The 22,077-nt window shown below is 63.1% G+C and carries 19 protein-coding genes and 1 tRNA gene; 18 read left to right on the forward strand and 2 right to left on the reverse strand.

Annotated features, from left to right (window positions below; genetic code table 11):
* Positions 1–73 precede the first annotated feature (73 nt).
* The 4 genes from ribH to hisF all read left to right on the forward strand — a co-directional run bounded on the left by ribH (position 74) and on the right by hisF (position 2,992).
* Positions 74–562: a 6,7-dimethyl-8-ribityllumazine synthase gene (gene ribH, locus Q4P21_RS06460; protein WP_303387999.1), complete on the forward strand. Its 489-nt coding sequence runs from the start codon at positions 74–76 to the stop codon at positions 560–562.
* 449 nt (positions 563–1,011) lie between these two features.
* Positions 1,012–1,275 (forward strand): phosphoribosyl-ATP diphosphatase, encoded by a 264-nt coding sequence (locus Q4P21_RS06465; protein WP_303387983.1) that lies wholly within the window; start codon positions 1,012–1,014, stop codon positions 1,273–1,275.
* A gap of 92 nt (positions 1,276–1,367) precedes the next feature.
* Positions 1,368–2,213 carry an ATP phosphoribosyltransferase gene (gene hisG / locus Q4P21_RS06470; RefSeq protein ID WP_207345185.1) on the forward strand — a complete coding sequence of 282 codons (846 nt, stop codon included), beginning with the start codon at positions 1,368–1,370 and terminating at the stop codon, positions 2,211–2,213.
* An 8-nt stretch (positions 2,214–2,221) separates the two neighbouring features.
* On the forward strand, positions 2,222–2,992 hold the full coding sequence (gene hisF, locus Q4P21_RS06475; RefSeq protein WP_207345141.1) for an imidazole glycerol phosphate synthase subunit HisF: 771 nt from the start codon (positions 2,222–2,224) through the stop codon (positions 2,990–2,992).
* Positions 2,993–3,219: 227 nt separating this feature from the next.
* Here hisF and Q4P21_RS06480 read toward each other — a convergent pair whose 3' ends face one another.
* The gene (locus Q4P21_RS06480; protein WP_303388000.1) at positions 3,220–3,864 is read right to left on the reverse strand and encodes a TIGR03085 family metal-binding protein; all 645 of its coding nucleotides are present in this window, start codon (positions 3,862–3,864) and stop codon (positions 3,220–3,222) included.
* Between the two features lie 146 nt (positions 3,865–4,010).
* Here Q4P21_RS06480 and hisI point away from each other — a divergent pair, with 146 nt between their 5' ends.
* From hisI to pyk, 11 genes are all read left to right on the forward strand, one after another.
* A complete protein-coding gene (gene hisI / locus Q4P21_RS06485; protein ID WP_303387984.1) occupies positions 4,011–4,427 on the forward strand; it encodes a phosphoribosyl-AMP cyclohydrolase in 417 nt (138 codons plus the stop codon).
* An 83-nt stretch (positions 4,428–4,510) separates the two neighbouring features.
* A complete protein-coding gene (locus tag Q4P21_RS06490; RefSeq protein ID WP_303387985.1) occupies positions 4,511–6,064 on the forward strand; it encodes an anthranilate synthase component I in 1,554 nt (517 codons plus the stop codon).
* A complete protein-coding gene (locus Q4P21_RS06495; RefSeq protein WP_369598869.1) occupies positions 6,061–6,708 on the forward strand; it encodes a Trp biosynthesis-associated membrane protein in 648 nt (215 codons plus the stop codon). Before Q4P21_RS06490 ends, Q4P21_RS06495 begins: the two co-directional genes overlap by 4 nt.
* Positions 6,709–6,806: 98 nt before the next feature.
* Entirely contained in the window at positions 6,807–7,085 is a 279-nt protein-coding gene (locus Q4P21_RS06500; protein ID WP_303387986.1) for an HGxxPAAW family protein, read from the forward strand.
* 2 nt (positions 7,086–7,087) lie between these two features.
* A complete protein-coding gene (trpC, locus tag Q4P21_RS06505) occupies positions 7,088–7,903 on the forward strand; it encodes an indole-3-glycerol phosphate synthase TrpC (RefSeq protein ID WP_303387987.1) in 816 nt (271 codons plus the stop codon).
* A gap of 119 nt (positions 7,904–8,022) precedes the next feature.
* Positions 8,023–9,447 (forward strand): tryptophan synthase subunit beta, encoded by a 1,425-nt coding sequence (trpB, locus tag Q4P21_RS06510; protein ID WP_303388002.1) that lies wholly within the window; start codon positions 8,023–8,025, stop codon positions 9,445–9,447.
* Positions 9,440–10,288, forward strand: coding sequence for a tryptophan synthase subunit alpha (gene trpA / locus Q4P21_RS06515; RefSeq protein WP_303387988.1), 849 nt, complete (start codon positions 9,440–9,442; stop codon positions 10,286–10,288). Before trpB ends, trpA begins: the two co-directional genes overlap by 8 nt.
* Entirely contained in the window at positions 10,285–11,298 is a 1,014-nt protein-coding gene (gene lgt / locus Q4P21_RS06520; RefSeq protein WP_303387989.1) for a prolipoprotein diacylglyceryl transferase, read from the forward strand. The genes trpA and lgt overlap by 4 nt, the downstream gene beginning before the upstream one ends.
* Before the next feature lie 549 nt (positions 11,299–11,847).
* Positions 11,848–16,395 carry a glutamate synthase large subunit gene (gene gltB, locus Q4P21_RS06525; RefSeq protein ID WP_303388003.1) on the forward strand — a complete coding sequence of 1,516 codons (4,548 nt, stop codon included), beginning with the start codon at positions 11,848–11,850 and terminating at the stop codon, positions 16,393–16,395.
* On the forward strand, positions 16,388–17,854 hold the full coding sequence (locus tag Q4P21_RS06530; protein ID WP_303387990.1) for a glutamate synthase subunit beta: 1,467 nt from the start codon (positions 16,388–16,390) through the stop codon (positions 17,852–17,854). Before gltB ends, Q4P21_RS06530 begins: the two co-directional genes overlap by 8 nt.
* A 68-nt stretch (positions 17,855–17,922) precedes the next feature.
* Positions 17,923–19,404: a pyruvate kinase gene (pyk, locus tag Q4P21_RS06535; RefSeq protein WP_303387991.1), complete on the forward strand. Its 1,482-nt coding sequence runs from the start codon at positions 17,923–17,925 to the stop codon at positions 19,402–19,404.
* Between the two features lie 85 nt (positions 19,405–19,489).
* Here the strand turns inward: pyk and Q4P21_RS06540 are convergent, their stop codons facing one another.
* Positions 19,490–20,092, reverse strand: coding sequence for an ANTAR domain-containing response regulator (locus tag Q4P21_RS06540; protein ID WP_207346464.1), 603 nt, complete (start codon positions 20,090–20,092; stop codon positions 19,490–19,492).
* A 178-nt stretch (positions 20,093–20,270) separates the two neighbouring features.
* On the opposite strand from Q4P21_RS06540, the gene Q4P21_RS06545 reads away from it, so the two are divergent.
* The 3 genes from Q4P21_RS06545 to Q4P21_RS06555 all read left to right on the forward strand — a co-directional run bounded on the left by Q4P21_RS06545 (position 20,271) and on the right by Q4P21_RS06555 (position 22,058).
* Positions 20,271–20,351: transfer RNA gene (locus Q4P21_RS06545), tRNA-Leu, on the forward strand.
* Positions 20,352–20,887: 536 nt separating this feature from the next.
* Entirely contained in the window at positions 20,888–21,265 is a 378-nt protein-coding gene (locus tag Q4P21_RS06550) for a hypothetical protein (RefSeq protein WP_303387992.1), read from the forward strand.
* Between the two features lie 421 nt (positions 21,266–21,686).
* Positions 21,687–22,058: a hypothetical protein gene (locus tag Q4P21_RS06555; protein WP_303387993.1), complete on the forward strand. Its 372-nt coding sequence runs from the start codon at positions 21,687–21,689 to the stop codon at positions 22,056–22,058.
* The last annotated feature ends 19 nt before the right edge of the window (positions 22,059–22,077 follow it).

Genomic DNA, 22,077 nt, shown 5'->3' on the forward strand with positions numbered 1-22,077 from the left:
TGGACACGGAGCCAACGGACACCGCGCTGAACAGTACGGACAACACCCCATCATCGACGAAAGGACACACAGCATGAGCGGCCACGGAGCACCAGGCATTGGATTTGGCACGGAAGAAAAGTCACGGGCAGCCGGTATGAAGGTTGCCATTGTGGCGGCCAGCTGGCACACCCAAATCATGGACGGACTGCTGGCCGGAGCCTTGCGCGGTGCGGCGGACGCGGGTGTTGAGAATCCCGTAGTCGTGCGTGTCCCGGGTAGTTTTGAGCTTCCCGTGGCGGCGGCCCGGCTGGCCGCAAAGTTCGATGTGGTGGTGGCACTGGGCGTGGTTATTCGCGGCGGTACACCCCACTTTGAGTACGTGTGCCAGGCGGCCACCATGGGCCTGACGGACGTCAGTGTGCGCAGCGGCAAGCCGGTCGGCTTTGGCGTGCTCACGTGCGACACCGAGGAGCAGGGCATCGCCCGCGCCGGCCTGCCGGGTTCGGTTGAAGACAAGGGCCACGAAGCCATCACGGCAGCCCTGTCCACAGCCCTGACTCTGGCAGCACTGGACGTCTAGAGCCTGATCGAAGGCCACGGGAAGGCGCATCCCTGCCCACCCGCCCCCACCTACCAACGCTCCCGCACTTTCCGGCCCTTACAACCGGACGCTCTTGCACTTTCCGGGCATTTATCTGTAACGATCCGGCGCATCTCTTGTCTGCTTGCAAGCCAACATGGGCGCGCAAGCAGACAAGGGATGCGTTCGTGCCTGAATGACGCAGTGTCTGGAACGACAACGACTGGCTCAGGTGCTCGCCGAGTGGCCGCGTTTCGACCTCGTCCACGCGCTGCGCCCGCGATCCAGCTGATGCGCAACGGCGGTCTCGCAGGGCAGGCGCGGGCACATGGCGCATGCGCGGTTTCAGGCGTCCGTGGCTCAAATCTGCCTCTCAGATCTGTTCACATGCTGGACACGCGCTGTCTCAAAATCCTCAAAGCAGTGACGAAGCAAGTAAGGTGGTCAGCGTGAAGACCTTCGAATCCCTTTTTGATGAGCTCAGCGAGAAAGCCGCAGCCCGGCCCGCTGGCTCCCGTACCGTGACCGAACTTGAATCCGGCATTCACGGCATCGGCAAGAAAGTGGTTGAGGAAGCCGCCGAGGTGTGGATGGCCGCCGAGTACGAATCGGACGAGGCCTGCGCCGAGGAGATTTCCCAGCTGTTCTACCACCTGCAGGTCATGATGATCGCCAAGGGTTTGACCCTTCAGGACGTCTACAAGCATCTCTAGCCACACGCTGTGGCTGCTTGACCAACCCTGAACCGGCATTGCACAAAATGCCTCAACCTTTTGCTAGAAACGATCTGAAAGAACTTTTCCTTATGCTGCGTGTTGCCGTCCCCAACAAGGGTGCCCTGTCCGAAGCCGCTTCAGCGATGTTGGCGGAGGCCGGCTACCGCCAGCGCCGCGATTCCCGCGAGCTGGTCATGGTTGACCCTGAAAACAATGTCGAATTCTTTTTCCTCCGTCCCCGCGACATCGCCGTGTACGTCGGTGCCGGCACGCTCGACGTCGGAATCACCGGCCGCGACCTGCTGCTCGATGCAAAAGTCGACGCTGACGAGCTGCTGCCGCTCGGTTTTGCCATCTCCACCTTCCGCTTTGCCGGCCCGGTGGGTCACTTCAGCAGCGCCGCCGAGTTGGAAGGCAAGCGCCTGGCCACCAGCTACGACGTGCTGCTGCGCGAATACCTGACTGAGTTGGGCATCAACGCCCAAGTGGTCCGTCTTGATGGTGCCGTGGAATCCTCGGTCCGCCTCGGTGTCGCAGACGCCATTGCCGACGTCGTGGAAACCGGCAGCACACTCAAGGCCGCTGGCATGGAGATTTTTGGCGAGCCCATCTTGAAATCTGAGGCCCTGCTCATTGGTCGCCGCGGCGTGACCCCGCCCGCCGGCGTCGAAGTTCTGATCCGCCGCCTGCACAGTGTCCTCGTCGCCCGCCAGTACGTGCTGCTGGACTACGACGTGCCGAAGTCGCTCATGGACCAGGCCACCGCGCTCACCCCGGGGCTGGAATCGCCCACCGTTTCCCCGTTGCGCGACTCGGACTGGGTCGCCGTGCGCTCCATGGTCTCGGCCAAGGACACCAACCGGATCATGGATGAACTGTATGAGCTCGGCGCCCGCGCCATCCTCGTCAGCAGCATCCACGCCTGCAGGATCTAGGGCCAGCCATGAGTGTTGCCATTAGGGTCATCCCCTGCCTTGACGTCGATGCCGGCCGCGTGGTCAAGGGCGTCAAATTCCAGAACCTGCGCGACGCCGGAGATCCAGTTGAGCTGGCACAGCGTTACGACCGTGCCGGGGCGGATGAGCTGACGTTCCTTGACGTGACGGCGTCGTCCGGAAACAGGGAGACCACCTTCGACGTCGTCTCCCGGGCAGCCGAGCAGATCTTCATCCCGCTTACGGTGGGCGGGGGAGTGCGCGAGGTGTCCGACGTCGACAAGCTGCTGCGCTACGGTGCCGACAAGGCTTCCATTAACACGGCAGCGATCGCGCGCCCTGCCGTCATCGACGAGATCACCCGGCGTTTCGGTTCCCAGGTTCTCGTGCTCAGCGTTGACGCGCGGCGCACCCAAGGTGCTGTGACGCCGTCGGGCTTTGAAGTGACCACGCACGGAGGGCGCAAAGGCACCGGAATGGACGCCATTGAGTGGGCCAAGGAAGCGGCCGACCGTGGTGTGGGGGAGATCCTGTTGAATTCGATCGACGCGGACGGGACGAAGGAAGGCTTCGACCTGGAGCTGATCCGCCTTGTCCGCGCGGCCGTGCACATCCCCATCATCGCCTCGGGAGGAGCCGGCAAGCCCGAGCACTTCCCGCCGGCCGTAGCCGCAGGCGCCAACGCGGTGCTGGCTGCGTCAGTGTTCCACTTTGGCCCGGACAGCGCCATCGCCGACGTCAAGAAGGCCATCCGCGACGCCGGTTACGAAGTCCGCTAACCCAACGCTCCTGCACTTTCGGGCCTTTACCTACCGACGCTCCTGCACTTTCTGGGGTGATTCTCTCGACGCTTTTGCGCTCTGAAGGGTCATCCACTGGGAAGCGCAGGAGCGTTTATTTTTGGTGCCCTGAAACTGCATGAGCGTGTAGCACCGGTGGCCGAAAGGTGCGGGAGGGTGTGGCAGGAATGCCCCGAACCTGCGGGAGCGTCGGTAGGAGAGGCTGCTCAGAGGCCGACCACTGCGGTTTGCAGCAGTGCGACGGCGTCGGGCTGGCCTTCGAACGTCACGAGGGCTTGTCCGGTGCGTCCATTGGCATGCATGGCCAGTTCCCCTGGTTCGCCGATGATGGCCACCGAGACGGGGGCGCGCTTCGCCACGTGGCGGGGCCCCTGGGGGTCGACCAGCACGATGCCCAAGTCAACGCTGCGGTACAAAATGGCGGCACGCTTGACCAGTTCAGCCCAGAGAGCTTCGGAGTAGTCGGCGTCCAGTGCCCGGGGTGCCCAGCGGTCGGTGGCGCGGCGGACGTCCTCGGTGTGGACGAAGAATTCGATCAGGTTTGCTGTGCGGTCGATCGGCTTCCAGGCAAACAGCGACATCTTGGGCGGGCCTGCACGGAACTTCTCCACAAGTTCGGCAAACGCCGCTGGGGTGCTGGAATCGGCGGCGAGGGCAGCGATGGCCTTGTCGGTCGCCTTGCGCCAAGGCTTCAAGACCATGCCCAAGCCGACGCGGGGGTTGTGTTCGCGCAGGTAAAGGTGCGCGGCCAGTTCCTGGGTGCGCCATCCTTCGCACAATGTGGGAGCACCGGGACCGGCTGCCAGCAGGGTCTCGGCGAGTACTTCACGGGATGGTTCTACAAATTGCATCACTTGTGAAATTAGCATGTATTGGCCGCGGACGGGAGCCGGAACCGCCGCAAAGGCACGCGATCTTCGCAACAGCCGCGCGATTTGCCCCACACACCCACTGCGAATGCCCTTCACGGAGGCATCTGGCACTAGAATTGGCGGTGATGCAGCAAAGCCCAGAACCCCAGCCAGCGCCCGAAATTTCCAGCACCCAGCCGTCCCTAGAGTTGCCGGCCGATGTCTTGGCGATGCTCAAACACGATGGGGCTGGCCTCGTGGCCGCCATCATCCAGCAGTTCGACTCCAAGGAAGTCCTCATGCTCGGGTGGATGGACAATGAATCGTTGCGCCGCACACTCACCTCCGGCCGGGTGACTTTCTACTCGCGCTCACGGCAGGAATATTGGCGCAAGGGAGACACCTCCGGCCACTTCCAGTACGTGAAATCGGTGGCCCTTGACTGCGACGGCGACGCCCTGCTGATCACCGTCGACCAGGTCGGCGCCGCCTGCCACACCGGCACCCACACGTGCTTCGATGACCGCGAGCTCGCAGCGGTCGTGGGTAGCCGCGGAGAATAAACCCCGCCTACACCAAGCCCCACCCCGCCTCACGCCCCCCCAAGACTTGTTCACCCGCTTGACTGAAGAAGGCCACACATTCCATGCAAGATCTAGGTGTCATCACCCCCACGCTGGCGGAATTCCGGGAATTGGCCCGCACCCGCCGCGTGGTCCCCGTCCACCTGAAGGTCCTCGCCGACGCGCAAACCCCCATCGGCCTGTACCGCTGCCTGGCCGCCGAGGCCCCCGGCACTTTTTTGATGGAATCCGCGGCGGTGGGCGGCGTCTGGTCACGCTACTCGTTCATCGGCGTGCGCTCCAGCGCCACGTTGACCACGGACGACGGCGGGGCGTTCTGGCAGGGGGAGCCCCCCGTGGGCGTTCCCTTGGCAGGGAACCCGGTGGATGCCATGGAGGCCACACTGAAGCTGCTGGCCACCGAGCGTTTCGAGGGCCTGCCGCCCTTCACCTCCGGCCTGGTGGGCTTCGTCGGTTGGGAGTCGGTGCGGCACTGGGAGAAGTTGCCGTCGCCTCCGGTCGATGACCTGAAGCTGCCTGAACTGGCGTTGAACCTGGTGGCGGACATGGCCGTGCATGACAATAACGAAGGCACGGTGTTGCTGATCGCCAACGCCATTAACGCCAACGGCACGGATGAGAACATCGATGGTGCCTGGCATGACGCGGTGGCCAGAGTGCACGCCATGGTGGAGAAGCTGCGCACACCGGTGGCGCAGCCCATGTCCGTCCTTGACGTTCCGGCCGCCAGTTTTGCCGACAGCGTTGAGGAACGCTGGGACCGCGACGAATACTTGAAGGCCATTGACCTTGCCAAGGTGGCCATTGTTGACGGCGAAGTGTTCCAGGTGGTGGTCTCACGCCGCTTTGAAATGGCGTGCGAAGCCACGGCACTGGACGTGTACCGGGTGTTGCGCAACACGAACCCCAGCCCCTACATGTATCTGTACAGCTTTGAGGACGCCGCCGGCCAGCCATACTCCATTGTTGGTTCCTCCCCGGAAGCACTTGTCACAGTCCTGGGTAATGAGGTCATCACGCACCCCATTGCCGGATCCCGCCCGCGCGGTGCCACCACGGAGGAAGACAAGCTGCTGGCCAAGGACCTGCTGGCAGACAGCAAGGAACGCTCGGAGCACCTCATGCTCGTTGACCTGTCCCGCAACGACATCTCCAAGGTGTGCGAACCGGGCACGGTAGACGTCACCCAGTTCATGGAGGTTGAGCGCTTCAGTCACATCATGCACCTTGTCTCCACAGTGGTGGGCACGCTCAGTCCCGGCAAGAGCGCCTACGACGTCCTGGCTGCCACCTTCCCGGCCGGCACCCTGTCCGGTGCGCCCAAGCCCCGCGCGCTGCGCCTGTTGGATGAGCTTGAACCGCACCGCCGCGGCATCTACGGCGGAGTGGTTGGCTACCTCGATTTTGCCGGTGACATGGACATGGCCATTGCCATCCGCTCGGCACTGTTGCGCGAAGGCAAGGCCTACGTTCAAGCCGGTGGCGGCATTGTGGCCGATTCCGTCAATGAGTCGGAAGCACTGGAAACGGTCAACAAGGCGGCCGCCCCGCTGCGGGCCGTGTATGCAGCGGCCTCGTTGCGCGCACTGGCAGAGAACGCGGGTGGCACAGCATGAGCACGCAGATCCCGAACACACCTGAAACCCCGAACACACCCGACGCGCCGCACAGCATGGCCAAGGCTGTGCCGTTCTGGCAGCGCAAGTCCACGTTGATCCTGCTGTCCGTCCTGGCCGCGCTGGCCGTTTTTGGCACCACCACCCAGACCTGGATCCACGTGTCCATCGGCCAGGGCGAGGTGGGCCAAAGCGACCTCAACATCCCCGGCAGCAAGGCCGCCGTGGCCGTCTCCGCGCTGGCACTGGTGGCCCTGGCAGGCGCCCTGGCCACGAGCATCGCCGGGAAAATCGCCCGAGTAGTCACAGCATTGATCATGTTCCTGAGCGCAGCGGGGATAGTCGCCGTCGTTCTCGGAGTGCTGACCAACCCGGTGGCGGCGGCCATGTCCGAGGTGGGTGCCGCAACAGGCATCGAAGGCCAAGCCTCCAACGCCACTACCACGGTCTTCCCGGTACTGGCCGTGGTGGCCGCACTCGTGCTGGCGGTGGTGTCGCTGCTGGTCCTGTTCTTCGGCCGGTCCTGGAATGTGCGCACCAAGTACGACGCCGCCAAGCAAGCCCAGGCGGGCGGCCCGGCCGAGCCGGTGGACGAGATTGACCGCTGGGACCAGCTCAGCCGCGGGGAAGACCCCACGGCTTAATCACGGCACGCGCCCAAGGAGTGCCGAGGCTTTACGCTTACTTGGGCAACTAATGGCAGAATGTATTTCAGTATCCGCGTTTAATAGGGAGATTCACCATGAGCAACAAGTCGGCCGCAGACGTTACCGTACAGGGGCCCATCGACCACAGCATTGAATTGGGTCACGGCAACAGCCCGGCAGCATGGACCGCCGTGGCTGTCATGCTGGTTGGCACCATCGTCGGTTGCATCGCCTTCCTCATCGGCGAAAGTGCAACCCTGCTGTTCTGGATCGGCGGTGTGGGAATCATTGCGATCGGCCTGATCCTCGGCGGCGTCATGAAGCTTGCCGGCTACGGCGTGGGCGGCAGCAAGCTGAAGAACGACGGCCACTAATAATGAGTGTTTTGCTGGACATCATTGCCGGTGTCCGGGAGGACATGCATGAGCGCCAGCAACTCGTCAGCTTGGCTGAAGTTCAGGACCGTGCCCGTCTGGCAGCCCCGGCGCTCGACGCCTGGGCGGCACTGGGCGGGGATTCCGCCGGTCGCGGGGACCTGAAGGTCATTGCCGAGGTGAAGCGCCGCAGCCCCTCCAAGGGGGATCTTGCCGGGATCACCGATCCTTCCGCTCTTGCCGTGCAATACCGCGACGGCGGAGCTTCCGTCATCAGTGTCTTGACCGAGGAGCGTCGTTTCAGTGGTTCCCTGGCGGACCTGGATGCGGTGCGGGCAGCCGTGGACATCCCCGTGCTGCGCAAGGATTTCACGTGCGACGAGTACATGATCTGGGAAGCCCGTGCCCACGGTGCGGACGTGGTCCTGCTGATTGTTGCCGCGTTGGATGACGAGCAGTTGCGCAGCTATCTTGACTTGACCCACCAGCTGGGCATGAACGCGATCGTTGAAACCCACACCGCGGAGGAAATTGAGCGTGCGGTGGCTGTTGGCGCCAAGATCATCGGCATCAACGTGCGCAACTTGAAAACACTCGAGGTGGATCGGGGCGTGTTTGCCGCGCTTGCTGGCGGCATTCCCGCCGGGCCCATCGTGGTGGCGGAGTCCGGGGTCCGGGACGCCGACGACGTCCGGCATTACAGCAGCCATGGAGCCCATGCCATCTTGGTGGGTGAAGCTTTGGTGAAGGACTCGACGCCGCAGGAGCGGATTGGCGAATTCAAGGCAGCCGGGGCGCTGGAAAACAACCCACGCTAGAGAAGGGCTTGCACGTCAGCGTGCAGGCCTTTTTCATCGCCAGGGGCGTTGCTGCCGCGAGGCGGCTCGCCCACAGATAAATTAGTGCACAACTATTGAAGAACAGGACGGTGGAACTGATGGCCCATGTGCCAGCAGCTTCGTCTCAGGATCCCGCCGACATGGTGGATCCGGCAACAGCATTCCTGCAGGGCGGCATCGCTGCCGGCTCGGTACCGGAGCATTCTCTACGGCACGCACCCGGGCCGTACTTTGGCAGCTACGGCGGACGATGGATGCCGGAGTCGCTCATTGCGGCGTTGGATGAGCTTGAAGAGACCTTTGAAAAGGCAAAGCTCGACCCGGATTTCCTCGCTGAGATCGCGGAACTGAACAAGAACTACTCGGGCCGCCCTTCCCTGCTGACTGAGGCCAAGCGTTTCAGCGAGCATGCCGGCGGTGCCCGCATCTTCCTCAAACGCGAGGACCTGAACCACACCGGGTCCCACAAGATCAACAACGTCCTAGGCCAGGCCCTGCTGGCCAAGCGCATGGGCAAGACCCGCATCATCGCCGAGACCGGCGCCGGGCAGCATGGTGTGGCCAGTGCCACCGCCGCAGCCCTGCTGGGTCTTGAATGTGTTGTGTACATGGGTGCTGAGGACTGCCGCCGTCAAGCTTTGAACGTGGCGCGCATGCAATTGCTCGGTGCCACCGTAGTGCCTGTGACGAACGGTTCGCAGACGCTCAAAGACGCCATCAATGACGCCCTGCGCGACTGGGTGGCGAACGTGGAAAACACCCACTACGTGCTGGGAACCGTGTCAGGGGCACACCCGTTCCCGGCCATGGTGCGCTTCTTCCATGAAGTCATTGGCCAGGAAGCCCGCGGCCAGATCCTTGACCAGGTGGGCCACCTGCCCGACGCCGTATGCGCTTGCATTGGCGGTGGCTCCAACGCGATCGGCCTGTTCCACGGTTTCCTCGACGACGCCTCCGTGAAGATGTATGGCTTTGAGGCAGGAGGCGACGGGGTGGACACGGGCCGCCACGCAGCCACCATCACCCTGGGACGCCCAGGCGTGCTGCATGGTGCGCGTTCCTACCTGATGCAGGACGAGGACGGGCAGACCATTGAGTCGCACTCCATCTCGGCAGGCCTTGACTACCCGGGTGTTGGCCCGGAGCACTCCTACCTGCATGACATTGGGCGGGTCAACTATGAGCCCATCACCGACACTGAAGCCATGGATGCGTTCAAGTTGCTGTGCCGCACCGAAGGCATCATTCCGGCCATCGAGTCCTCGCACGCCCTGGCCGGTGCTTTGAAGGTTGGACACCGGCTCGTGGTTGACGCCGAAAAGCCTGAAGACGTGGTCATCATCGTGAACCTTTCCGGCCGCGGTGACAAGGACGTGGAAACAGCCGCCGACTGGTTTGGCATGTTGGATGAAGACGGGCACGTGAAGGGGACCACCCTTTCCACCCGCAACGCCAAGGGCCATGCCCACGGTGCAGGGGCCGTCAGCACAGACAGCAACACGAAGGATGCCAGCCATGAGTGATAGCACTAAAGCCGGCGCAACCCCGGCAGTTTTTGAAAGCAAGTCGGCTGCTGCCATTGACAAGGCCAAGGCCGCGGGGCGCAAAGCCCTGATCGCCTACCTGCCTGCCGGCTACCCGAACAAGCAGGCCTCCATTGATGCAGCCATCGCGGTGGCCCGCAACGGTGCCGACATCATTGAGATCGGGATTCCCTATTCTGATCCGGTCATGGACGGCGCGGTCATCCAGGCGGCCACAGTCGAAGCGCTGGCCAACGGGTTTCACGTGACCGACGTCTTTGACATCGTGGCTGCCATCACGGCTGAAACGGATGCCGCCGTCATGGTGATGACGTACTGGAACCCGGTGATGCGCCTGGGCGTGGATGAGTTTGCCCGCAGGCTTGCCGAGGCCGGCGGCGCTGGCCTGATCACTCCGGACCTGATTCCGGATGAGGCAGCCGAATGGTTCGCTGCTTCTGATAAGTATGGCCTGGACCGGGTATTCCTGGTGGCGCCGTCGTCAACGCCGGAACGTGTGGACATGACGGTCAGGGCTACCCGCGGTTTTGTGTACGCCGTGTCCATCATGGGCGTCACTGGAGCGCGTTCATCTGTCTCGAGTGCGGCTGAATCGGTCGTAGCGGCCGCTCATGCCGCGGGAGCGGAACGTGCGTGCGTCGGCCTGGGTGTTTCACAGGCCAAGCATGTGCGCGAAATTGCTGCCTACGCCGACGGTGTCATTGTTGGTACGGCGCTTGTTGCTGCGTTGCGCGACGGCGGAGTTGAAGCAGTTGGTGCCTTGGCCAAGGAACTGAGCTCGGGCTTTGACGCTCCGGCGGATGCAGAGGCCACTCTGTGATTTCTGCACTCGCACCACAAGCTCTAGTCGGGGCTTTGGGCGCTGCCATTCCGGCGCCAACCTGGTCCGGCTTTGACATTGGGCCACTGCGCATCCACGCCTATGCGCTGTGCATCCTGTTGGGCATCATTGCAGCGATCTGGCTGACGGACCGCCGTTGGAAGCGCCGGGGCGGGCCCGAGGGCTCCATCTGGGACATCGCGATCTGGGCCATTCCCTTTGGCATCATTGGCGGCCGTCTGTACCACGTGTTCTCCTCGCCCGATGCCTACTTTGGGCCGGGCTTCAACGGCACCGGCAACCTGGCCCTCATCCCGCAGATATGGCTCGGCGGTCTGGGGATTTGGGGAGCCGTGGTGCTCGGCGTCGTCGGAGCCTGGATTGGCTGCCGGCGCGCGGGCGTGAAGATTTCAGCGTTCATCGACGCTGCAGCACCTGGCATCTTGCTGGCCCAGGCCATCGGCCGCTGGGGCAACTACTTCAACCAGGAACTCTTCGGTGGGCCGACGACCCTGCCATGGGGCCTGAGCGTTTCACCGCAGTTTGTGCCGGCAGGGTTCAGCCCCGACACGCTGTTCCACCCCACTTTCCTGTATGAGTGTGTCTGGAATCTGCTCGGAGTGGCAGTCCTGCTGCTCGTTGACAGGAAGTACCGCCTGCGCAGCGGCCGCCTGTTCCTGCTCTACGCCATCATTTACACGGCAGGGCGCGTCTGGATCGAAATGCTGCGCATCGACGCGGCGGAGCAAATCACGTTCTTTGGCATCACCACCCGCCTGAACGTGTGGACAAGCATCATCGTCTTTGTAGTGGCCTGGATTCTGTTCCTTGTCATCACCCTTGCCCGCCGCGGCAAGGATGACGAATCGGTGTACCTGGCCGGGCGCGAACCCGCTCCCGTGGTAACAGCTTCCAAGGATGCCGCGGACAGCACGCAGGCAAAGTCCAACTCTGCGGGCACCGAACCCGTGGAGCACGGCACGAAGGACACCAACGACACACAGCTCTAACCCAGCGGTTCAAGAAGTGCGTTTAGGCGCAAAAAAGGGTGGTCCCGGATATCCGGGACCACCCTTTTCTCGCTCCCTGCCGCATAAACGCACGTTGGCTGCTTATGCGCGCTCCCTAGCCTACGCATGAGCGAACAGGGTGCGTTTATGTGTAGGGGAGGAGAACGGAGGAGCGCGTCGAATCCGGTACACGGGGAAGTCACGGCGTACTTATGCTTATTGATATGACTGATCATGCATATCCGTTCAGATTGTAAGATTCCCACACTTCACTGCTGGCTGTGGTTATAGAGTAAAGCACGCCTTGAAAGACGTTCCCACAGTGAAAGTTACTGACATTGTGCAGATGCACTAATAGGAACTAGTCCTAGAAACGAAGGCAACCAGCACTCATTCGGTTGATACGGGCCGCCGTCCCAACCATCACGGGCCGACGCCGTCCCCACTCAATTCATCCACCAGGGGAAGGACCTCACCGTCGTGACTGGAACACATGCAAGCGACTCACACCAGCCGCAGGCCATCTCGCCCTTCACCCGCTTTGCCTCCATGCCTGCACAGGCTGGCCTGTACCGTCCCGAAAACGAAAAGGACGCCTGTGGCTTGGCGGTCGTGGCCACGCTGCGCGGCACTCCAGGGCATGACATTGTGCAAAAGGCCCTCGTGGCACTGCGCAACCTGGAACACCGGGGAGCAGTCGGAGCCGACGAGGGAACGGGAGACGGCGCTGGCATCCTGACCCAGCTCCCGGATGAGTTCTTCCGTGCCACCACCACCTTTGAGCTTCCCGCCCCGGGCAACTACGCCACGGGCACGGCCTTCCTGCCCGCAGACAAGCCAGGACTCACCTCGGCAAAGGCCGGCCTGGAAGCACTTGCCGCAGCAGAGGGACTGACAGTCCTCGGTTGGCGCGAAGTCCCCGTGGTTGCCGAGCTCGTGGGTGCCAGTGCACGGGCCTGCATGCCGCACTTCAGCCAGCTGTTCGTGGCGCTGACATCAGCGCCGAAAACGCCCTTGGAAACAACCCAGGCCAACGAACTCGACGCCAAGGCCTTCAGGCTCCGTAAGCGTGCCCAGCAAAAGTTCGGCGTGTACTTCCCGTCGTTCTCCTCCAAAACCATCGTCTACAAGGGCATGCTGACCACCGCCCAGCTGGAACCGTTCTACCCGGACCTGTCAGACCCACGCTTCGCCACCAAGTTGGCCGTGGTCCATTCCCGCTTCTCCACCAACACGTTCCCGTCCTGGCCGCTGGCCCAGCCGTTCCGCGCCATCGCCCACAACGGTGAAATCAATACCGTGAAGGGCAACCGGAACTGGATGCGCGCCCGCCAATCCACCATGGCGCACCGACTCCTTGGCGACACCCCTGAGGAGCTGTTTCCGATCTGCACGCCGGGCGCCTCGGATTCGGCGTCCTTTGACGAGGTTGCCGAGCTGCTGTGGCTCTCCGGTCGCCCCATCACCGAAGCCGTCATGATGATGATCCCGGAAGCCTGGGAAAACCACGCCACCATGGACCCGGCACGCAAGGCGTTTTACGAATACAACTCCCTGCTCATGGAGCCGTGGGATGGCCCGGCCGCCGTCTCCTTCACCGACGGCACACTCGTCGGGGCAACCCTGGACCGCAACGGTCTGCGCCCGGCCCGCTACTGGGTCACCGACGACGGCCTGGTGGTGCTGGCCTCGGAGGTCGGCGTGCTGGAACTGGACCCTGCCAGCATCGTGCAGAAGGGGCGCGTGGCCCCCGGCACCATGTTCCTGGTGGACACGGACAAGGGTGTGATCGTCAGCGACGAGGACGTCAAGAACCAGGCGGCAGCAGCCAACCCCTACGCGTCGTGGGCGAAGGAAAACACCATCCGGCTTGCTGAGCTGCCCGAGCGTGAGCACGTGGTCCACACCAGTGCCTCGGTGGTCCACCGCCAGCGCACCTTCGGCTACACCACCGAAGAACTGCGGATCCTGCTCGGCCCCATGGCCAAAACCGGTGCCGAACCCATCGGCGCCATGGGCACCGACACGCCCGTCGCCGTCCTGTCCAAGCGCCCGCGCCTGCTCTTTGACTACTTCGTGCAGCAGTTCGCCCAGGTCACCAACCCTCCGTTGGACGCCATCCGCGAGGAACTCGTCACCTCGCTCAACACCACCATCGGCCCCCAGGGCAACCTGCTCTCACGCAGCAAAGTCAAGGCCCCGCAGCTCGCACTGACCTTCCCCGTTATCGACAACGACGACCTCGCCAAGATCGCCAACATGGAGGATTCCGAGGGCAGCCACATCGCCATGAAGGTGCGCGGCTTGTACAAGGTCGACGGCGGAGAGGGCGCCTTGCGCTCCCGCCTCACCGAAATCTGTGAGCAGGTTTCCGGCGCCATCAACCGTGGCGTCCAGTACGTGGTGCTCTCCGACAGGGACTCCTCAGCCGTGTGGGCGCCCATCCCGTCGCTGCTGCTCCTGAGCGCCGTGCACCACCACCTGCTGCGCAGCGCCAACCGCACGAAGGTCTCCCTAGTAGTGGAGGCCGGAGACGTCCGCGAAGTCCATCATGTCGCCGTGCTGGTGGGCTACGGCGCGGCAGCCATCAACCCCTACCTGGCCATGGAGAGCGTGGAGGAACTGATCCGCAACGGCGACGTCACCGGCGTCACCCCCGAGGAGGGTGTCCACCACCTCATCAAGGGCCTGGGCAAGGGCGTTTTGAAGATCATGTCCAAGATGGGCATCTCCACCGTGTCCTCCTACTGCGGCGCGCAAACGTTCGAAGCGCTGGGACTGTCCCAGGACTTGGTGGATGAGTACTTCTCCGGCACCGTCAGCCAGCTCGGCGGCGTGGGGCTGGAGGTCATCGCCAAGGAGGTCTCGGCACGGCACATCCTGGCCTACCCCGTGGACGGCGTGGACGTTCCACACCGCCCCCTGCTGGGCGGCGGAGAATACCAGTGGCGCCGCGACGGCGAACCTCACCTGTTCAACCCGGACACCGTCTTCCGCCTCCAGCACGCCACCCGCGAACGCCGCTACGACATCTTCAAGAAGTACACCCAGGGGATCGACGACCAGGCCAACAAGCTCATGACGTTCCGCGGCCTGCTCGCCTTCAAGGATGGCCAGCGCCCACCCGTCCCGCTGGAGGAAGTGGAGCCTGTCAGCAGCATCGTCAAGCGCTTCTCCACCGGTGCCATGAGCTACGGCTCCATCTCGGCCGAAGCACACCAGACGCTCGCCATCGCCATGAACCGGCTCGGCGCCAAGTCCAATACGGGCGAGGGTGGCGAGGACGTTGAACGCCTCCTTGACCCGGAGCGGTGCAGCGCCATCAAGCAGGTGGCCTCGGGCCGCTTCGGCGTCACCAGCCTGTACCTGACGAAGGCGCAGGACATCCAGATCAAGATGGCCCAGGGCGCCAAACCGGGGGAGGGCGGCCAGCTGCTGGCCAAGAAGGTCTATCCGTGGATCGCAGAAACCCGGCACTCCACCCCGGGCGTGGGCCTGATCTCCCCACCGCCGCACCATGACATCTACTCCATCGAGGACCTGGCCCAGCTCATCTACGACTGCAAGCGGGCCAACCCCAGCGCCCGCGTCCACGTCAAGCTCGTCTCCGAGATGGGCATCGGCACAGTGGCCGCCGGCGTTACCAAGGCCAAGGCCGACGTCGTACTGGTTTCCGGGCACGACGGCGGCACCGGCGCCAGCCCGCTGAACTCGCTCAAGCATGCCGGCATGCCATGGGAGCTGGGACTGGCTGAAACCCAGCAGACGCTGCGCCTGAACGGGCTGCGCGAGCGGGTGGTGGTGCAGGTGGACGGGCAGCTGAAGACCGGCCGTGACGTGGTCATTGCCGCGCTGCTCGGCGCCGAGGAATACGGTTTCGCCACGGCCCCGCTGGTGGTGTCCGGCTGCGTCATGATGCGCGTGTGCCATCTGGACACGTGCCCGGTGGGTGTCGCCACGCAGAACCCGGAACTGCGCCAGCGCTTCAGCGGCAAGCCGGAATTCGTGGTGAACTTCTTCGAATTCCTGGCAGAGGAGGTACGCGAAATTCTTGCACAGCTTGGCTTCAGGTCGCTGGAGGAGGCGGTGGGGCAGACGCAACTGCTCGATGTCCACGATGCGGTGAACCATTGGAAGACGGCGGGCCTTGACCTGTCCCCGATCCTGTCCGATGCCGGCGTTCCGGCCACCGCCCCCGTGCGGAACATGAAGGCGCAGAACCACGAGCTCGAAAAGCACTTCGACCAGCAGCTGATCACCATGAGCGCCGACGCGTTCAGCGACCGCACACCGGTCATCATCAGCGTTCCCGTGGTCAACACGGACCGGTCGGTGGGCACCATGCTGGGCCATTACGTGACGAAGAAATTCGGCATCGACGTGCTCGGCCCGGACACCATCGACGTGACCCTGACCGGCCAGGCCGGGCAGTCGCTCGGCGCGTTCCTACCGGCCGGCATCACGCTGCGCCTGCTCGGCGACGCCAACGACTACGTGGGCAAGGGACTGTCCGGCGGCCGGATCACGGTGCGCCCGGATCGGCAGAACAGCTTCGCCGCGGCGGAAAACGTCATCGCCGGCAACGTGATCGGCTACGGCGCCACCAGCGGGGAAATGTTCCTGCGCGGCCTCGTGGGGGAGCGGTTCCTGGTGCGCAACTCCGGCGCCACGGCCGTCGTCGAAGGCATCGGCGATCACGGCTGCGAGTACATGACCGGCGGGCAAGCTTTGATTCTGGGGCCCACCGGCCGCAACTTCGGCGCCGGCATGTCCGGTGGCACCGCCTACGTCCTGGACCTCGACCCCACCCTGGTCAACAAGGGCGCGCTGGAATCCGGCGAGCTGACCCTGTTGAAGCCCGACGGCGTCGACACGGACATGATCAACGCACTTTTGCGTCGGCACGCCGAAGAGACGGGCTCGGAGGTTGCGGGTGCCCTGCTGGCCGACTTCCCGGCAGCGATGGCCCGGTTCACAAAGGTTTTGCCCCGCGACTATGCAGCAGTTTTGGAAACCCGCTTGGCAGCAGCCGAGTTGGGCGAGGATCCGGACGGGGCAACCGTCTGGCAGAAGATTTTGGAGGTCACCGGTGGCTGATCCGCAGGGTTTCTTGAAGAACCGCGAACGCATCACGCAGACCCGGCGCCCCGTGCCGGTGCGCATCATGGACTGGAAGGAAGTCTATGAGCGCCAGGACAAGGGCGTGCTCCAGGGCCAGGCCGGGCGCTGCATGGACTGCGGCGTGCCGTTCTGCCACCAGGGCTGCCCGCTGGGAAATCTCATTCCAGAGTGGAACGACCTCACGTGGCGGGACAAGGGCCAGGAGGCCATTGAGCGCCTGCACTCCACGAACAACTTCCCCGAGTGGACCGGGCGGCTCTGCCCGGCGCCCTGTGAAACGGCGTGCGTGCTGGGCATCAATCAGCCCGCCGTGACCATCAAACAGGTGGAGGTGTCCATCATCGATGAGGCCTTCGATCAGGATTGGGTCCACCCGCTGCCGCCAGCCAGGCTCACCGGCAAGACGGTCGCCGTCGTCGGTTCAGGCCCGGCCGGGCTGGCAGCGGCCCAGCAGCTCACCCGCACCGGGCACACCGTGGCCGTGTATGAGCGCGAGGACAGGATTGGTGGGCTGCTGCGCTACGGCATCCCCGATTTCAAGTTGGAGAAGGAGAGTGTGGACCGGCGCGTGGAGCAAATGACGGCCGAGGGCACGCGATTCCGCACCGGCGTCGAAGTGGGCAAGGACATCGGGTGGGAGGAGCTGCGCAGGCGCTATGACGCCGTCGTGGTGTGCACGGGGGCCACTGTGCCGCGTGATTTGCCCATCCCCGGCCGCTCGCTGAGCGGGGTGCACTTCGCCATGGATTACCTGGTGCAGTCGAACAAGGCGGTGGCCGGCGATGCTCTGGTGGGTGGAGCAGAGGGGCAGATCGATGCCCGCGGCAAGCACGTGGTCATCCTGGGCGGCGGCGACACCGGCGCCGACTGCCTCGGCACGGCGCACCGCCACAAGGCGGCGTCCGTCACCACGCTGGCCATTGGCATGCAGCCGCCGGTGGAACGCACGGCGGGCCAGCCGTGGCCCACGTTCCCGAACCTGTTCGAGGTGGCCAGCGCACATGAGGAAGGCGGTGAGCGCACCTACCTTGCCTCCACCGTGGAGTTCCTGGGCGAGAACGGCGTGCTGACCGGGCTGAAGATTGCCGAGACGGAGTACGTTGACGGCCGCCGTGTGCCGCGGGAAGGGACGGGGCGGATCATTCCTGCGGATCTGGTGCTGCTGGCGCTGGGCTTCACGGGTCCGGAGACTGCCGAGTTGACGCACCAGCTGCCCGTCAAACTGGACGCGCGCGCCAATGTTGAGCGTGACGGGTATTACATGACGAGCCGTGCCGGCGTGTTTGCGGCGGGGGATGCCGGGCGTGGACAGTCGTTGATTGTGTGGGCAATAGCGGAAGGGCGGGCGTGTGCTGCGGCGGTGGACAAGTTCCTGATGGGGGAGACGTTCCTGCCGGCGCCCGTCTCACCCAGCGACTCAGCTATCAGTGTTTAGCGCCAAGACGATAAGCTGGGGGCAGACCCTAGACATTTCTACTGTTAAACACACATGAGGTAGGTACTTTGAGACGCGCAAAAATCGTTGCGACTTTCGGCCCGGCAATCGCCAGCTATGAGAAGACTTTGGCTGTACTGGAAGCGGGTGTGAACGTTGCCCGCATGAACATGAGCCACGGCGACTACACCGTGCACCAGAACACGTACGACAACGTTCGCCGTGCCGCTGCTGAACTGGGCCAGCCGGTCGCCATCATGGCGGACCTGCAGGGCCCGAAGATCCGCTTGGGCCGCTTCGCCAATGGCGAGGGTTACGAACTGGCCGTGGGCGATGTCTTCACCATCACCACCGAAGACGTCCCCGGCACCAAGGACATCTGCTCCACCACGCTGAAGTCACTGACCGAGGACGTCAAGGTTGGCGACATCATGCTGATCGACGACGGCAAGGTTTCAGTTCAGGCCACGGCTGTTGACGACGTGAAGGTTGTCACGGTCGTGACGGTTCCGGGCAAGGTTTCCAACAACAAGGGCATCAACCTGCCCGGTGTTGCCGTGAACGTGCCTGCACTGAGCGAAAAAGATGAAGATGACCTGCGCTGGGCCCTGGCCTGTGGCGCGGACCTGATTGCCCTCTCCTTCGTGCGTGACGCAGCAGATATTGAGCGCGTGCACCAGATCATGGACGAGGAAGGACGCCGCGCGCCCGTCATCGCCAAGATCGAGAAGCCGCAGGCTGTGGAGAACCTCGAAGCCATTGTCAACGCATTCGACGCCATCATGGTGGCCCGTGGCGACCTCGGCGTGGAACTGCCCTTGGAAGATGTGCCGCTGGTGCAGAAGCGTTGTGTTGAAATGGCACGCCGCTGGGCCAAGCCCGTCATCGTGGCAACGCAGGTGCTCGAATCCATGATCGAAAGCCCGCGCCCCACGCGCGCCGAGGCCTCCGACTGCGCCAACGCCGTGCTCGACGGTGCGGACGCCGTCATGCTTTCCGGTGAGACGAGCGTTGGCGCGTTCCCGATCGAGACTGTCGAGACCATGGCCCGCATCATCGAGGCCACCGAAAAGGACGGCCTCACACGCATTCCCGGCCTCGGCACGGAGCCGAAGACCCGCGGCGGCGTCATCACGGCAGCTGCTGTGCAGATTGCGCAGCAGCTGGACGCGAAGTTCATCGCCACGTTCACCCAGTCCGGTGACTCGGCACGGCGCCTCTCGCGTCTGCGCCCGTCCAAGACGGTCTTTGCGTTCACCCCGGATGAGCGTGTGCGCAACCAGCTGGCGCTGACCTGGGGCATCATCCCCGTGCTGGTGCCCATGGTGGAGCACACCGACGCCATGACCGCACAGGTTGACCTGACGCTGCTGGAGAAGGGCCTGGTTTCCGAGGGCGACATGGTTGTCATCGCAGCCGGTTCCCCTCCCGGAAAGGCCGGCACCACCAACCTTGTCAAGGCACACATCGTCGGCGACGAGTCTGACATTGTGAAGAACTCCGGCGGCTTCCCGCTGAGCCGCGGACGAGGCGGCTCCCTGGCCCACTAACCAGGCCACGGATTAACGTACGACGGCGGCACCCAAATTGGGTGCCGCCGTCGTAGTTTAAGCGGTGGTTGACTCTGTTGGAGACTTAGTTGACCTGATTGATGATGGTCTCGGCGACTTCGCGCATGCTCAGGCGGCGGTCCATGGAGGTCTTCTGGATCCAGCGGAAGGCCTCGGGTTCGGTGAGGCCCATCTTGGTGGTGAGGAGGCTCTTGGCGCGCTCCACGAGCTTGCGGGTGGCGAACTGTTCCTGGAGGTCGGAGACTTCCTCCTCGAGGGCCTTGATTTCCTCGTGGCGGGAGAGGGCGATTTCCAAAGCGGGCATGAGGTCTGCGGGGGTGAAGGGCTTGACCACGTAGGCCATGGCGCCGGCGTCGCGTGCACGCTCGACGAGTTCCTTCTGGCTGAACGCGGTCAGCAGCACCACGGGGGCAATGCGGGCCTTGACGATGTGCTCGGCGGCGGTGATGCCGTCCATGACGGGCATTTTGACGTCCATGAGGACTAAGTCAGGTCGGAGTTCCTTGGCGAGCTCCACGGCCTTCTCGCCGTTGTCAGCCTCGCCGACGACGTCGTATCCCTCACCGCGCAGGATTTCCATGATGTCCAGGCGGATCAAGGTCTCGTCTTCGGCGACGATGACCCGGCGGGCGGGCTTGGCGGTGGTTGAATCCGGCTGTTCTGACACAAAAACTCCTAAGAAGGGGTGAGGTACACCACAAATGGCAAATATTTAGCCCCTGGACAGGCTCGGTTCCACAAAACAGCCTATCTCCATGTAGAGTAGTTCCGCGCACTGGTTCGGGAGTGATTCCGAAACGGGGGCGTGATCTTGGCAACGGTTCTCCTTGAGAGCAGTTACGGGAGCCCGAGTGGCGGAATGGTAGACGCGCTGCACTCAAAATGCAGTATCGAAAGGTGTGTGGGTTCGAGTCCCACCTCGGGTACGGTTGAACGAAAACCTCCTGGTGACAGGGGGTTTTCGTGTTTAAGTGTGTTCCTAAAAACCCCAACCCCAAATGTAGGCCATCAACAAAGCATCACCTTCGCCTGAGAGTCCGATGCGCGGATGCTGCAGAAGTTCCTGGATGGGAACGGGCAATCCTTCGCCATCGCCCAAAAGGCAATGGCGTCCTCCCTACGAAAATCTCCTACGTTGGCTGACGTCATCTAGCAACACATTGACCTCTACATCCGTCCTGCGTACGGGGTGCCGCGCACCTGCCAAGCCATGCTGGACCTGCACATCAAGCCGGTGCTCGGTTCGATCCTTGTCGATGAGCTCGATCTGCGGCAGACCACCGACTGGTTTCGAGGCATGGAGAAAAAGGCAAGAGCATCAAAACCATCCCCAACAACTGCGTTCTGATCTTCTTTTTCGTGGAGCGAGCTGTCCGGGTGAAGCACCGAGCCGACAATCCGTGCAGGGGACTGGATCTGCCGTCGGGGGAGCGGGTGGAGGACGATGCCAGATTCTTGATTCATGCGGAGCATCCGCTGCTTCTACATTGCCGATATGTACCAAGACTTCACGCAATTCCTGGTCATGACAGGAACCAGCTTGGGTGAGACAGCAACTGTGACTGTTGCTGAAGTGGAGCTTCGCTCCACGCCGGCGACCGTGCGCATCAGCGCAGCGTGGAAGCACGACGGCAACAACGGCTTCTATGTGAGTCCAACGAAGACCAGTACAGGGAAACGAACGGTTTCCCGGACTCCTGATTCTGTCGATCTGGTGAGCCCACTTGTTTCTGCAGGGGACGGATCAGATTTGCTCTTCACCACGGGCTCCGGTGTCCTAATCGCGCAAGAGCGTACTGGCACAAGTTCTGGCTGCTGGCTGTGCCGCCGCACAGCTTGAGGGTATAGAGAAGACCCCTCAGCCTGATGACCAACGCCACACGCATGGGTCATAGCTGATTCAGGAAGGGGTATCGCATTTTACAATGTCTTGTACGCTCGGCTCGTTTGGAGTGCTAGGAATACCTGGCACGAGCATCAACCTTGGCCTCGAGAGTTCGTGATGGTGCAACTTTGCGGCGTCATCCAAGCCTGAAAAAGTATCAAGCGTTGAGTATCGGTTGATATGTCCCCCATTCTGGTGACAGCCATCGTGCTGGACGTTATGGCCCCGGAGTATGCCCTACACTGACCGTGATGCACGATTCAACGGAGGGAGCTCCATGCCTGGTGAAGTCAATAGCTCATGGAGATGGTGGAAGCTGATATGGACGGCAATAGGGTTGTCAGTTCTCATCGCGGTGACTGCCATATGGTTCCGGATGGCACCGATCGAGGCTGAGCCCCCTGTAACCCCCGCTAGCGTCTCGGAGAGCATTTCCGCTGCCGCTGCAGCACCTTCCGCCGATTCCTTTCTTGCACATGCGGAAACGGTCCAGCAAGCGCTAAATTCAGGCGACGATGCCGGTATCCGGGCCATCCTCCCACTGGCCGGCGATGAGAAACCTGCTCCAGAATTTGCCCAAACGATCGCGTCGTTGGAACTGGTTCTGGACAAATCCTCCCAGAAAACCCTGGCACCGGACTTGTGGGAGGTGCAGGCCAATGACAAGTACGGCATGTCCTGGACTCTGGGGATCTTGCAGGTGGACGGGACACCGAAACTTATGTATGCAGAGCGGACCCTGCCATGACTGCCCCGGCGAGTTGCCA

Source organism: Arthrobacter sp. (assembly GCF_030540645.1).
Taxonomy (GTDB): domain Bacteria; phylum Actinomycetota; class Actinomycetes; order Actinomycetales; family Micrococcaceae; genus Specibacter.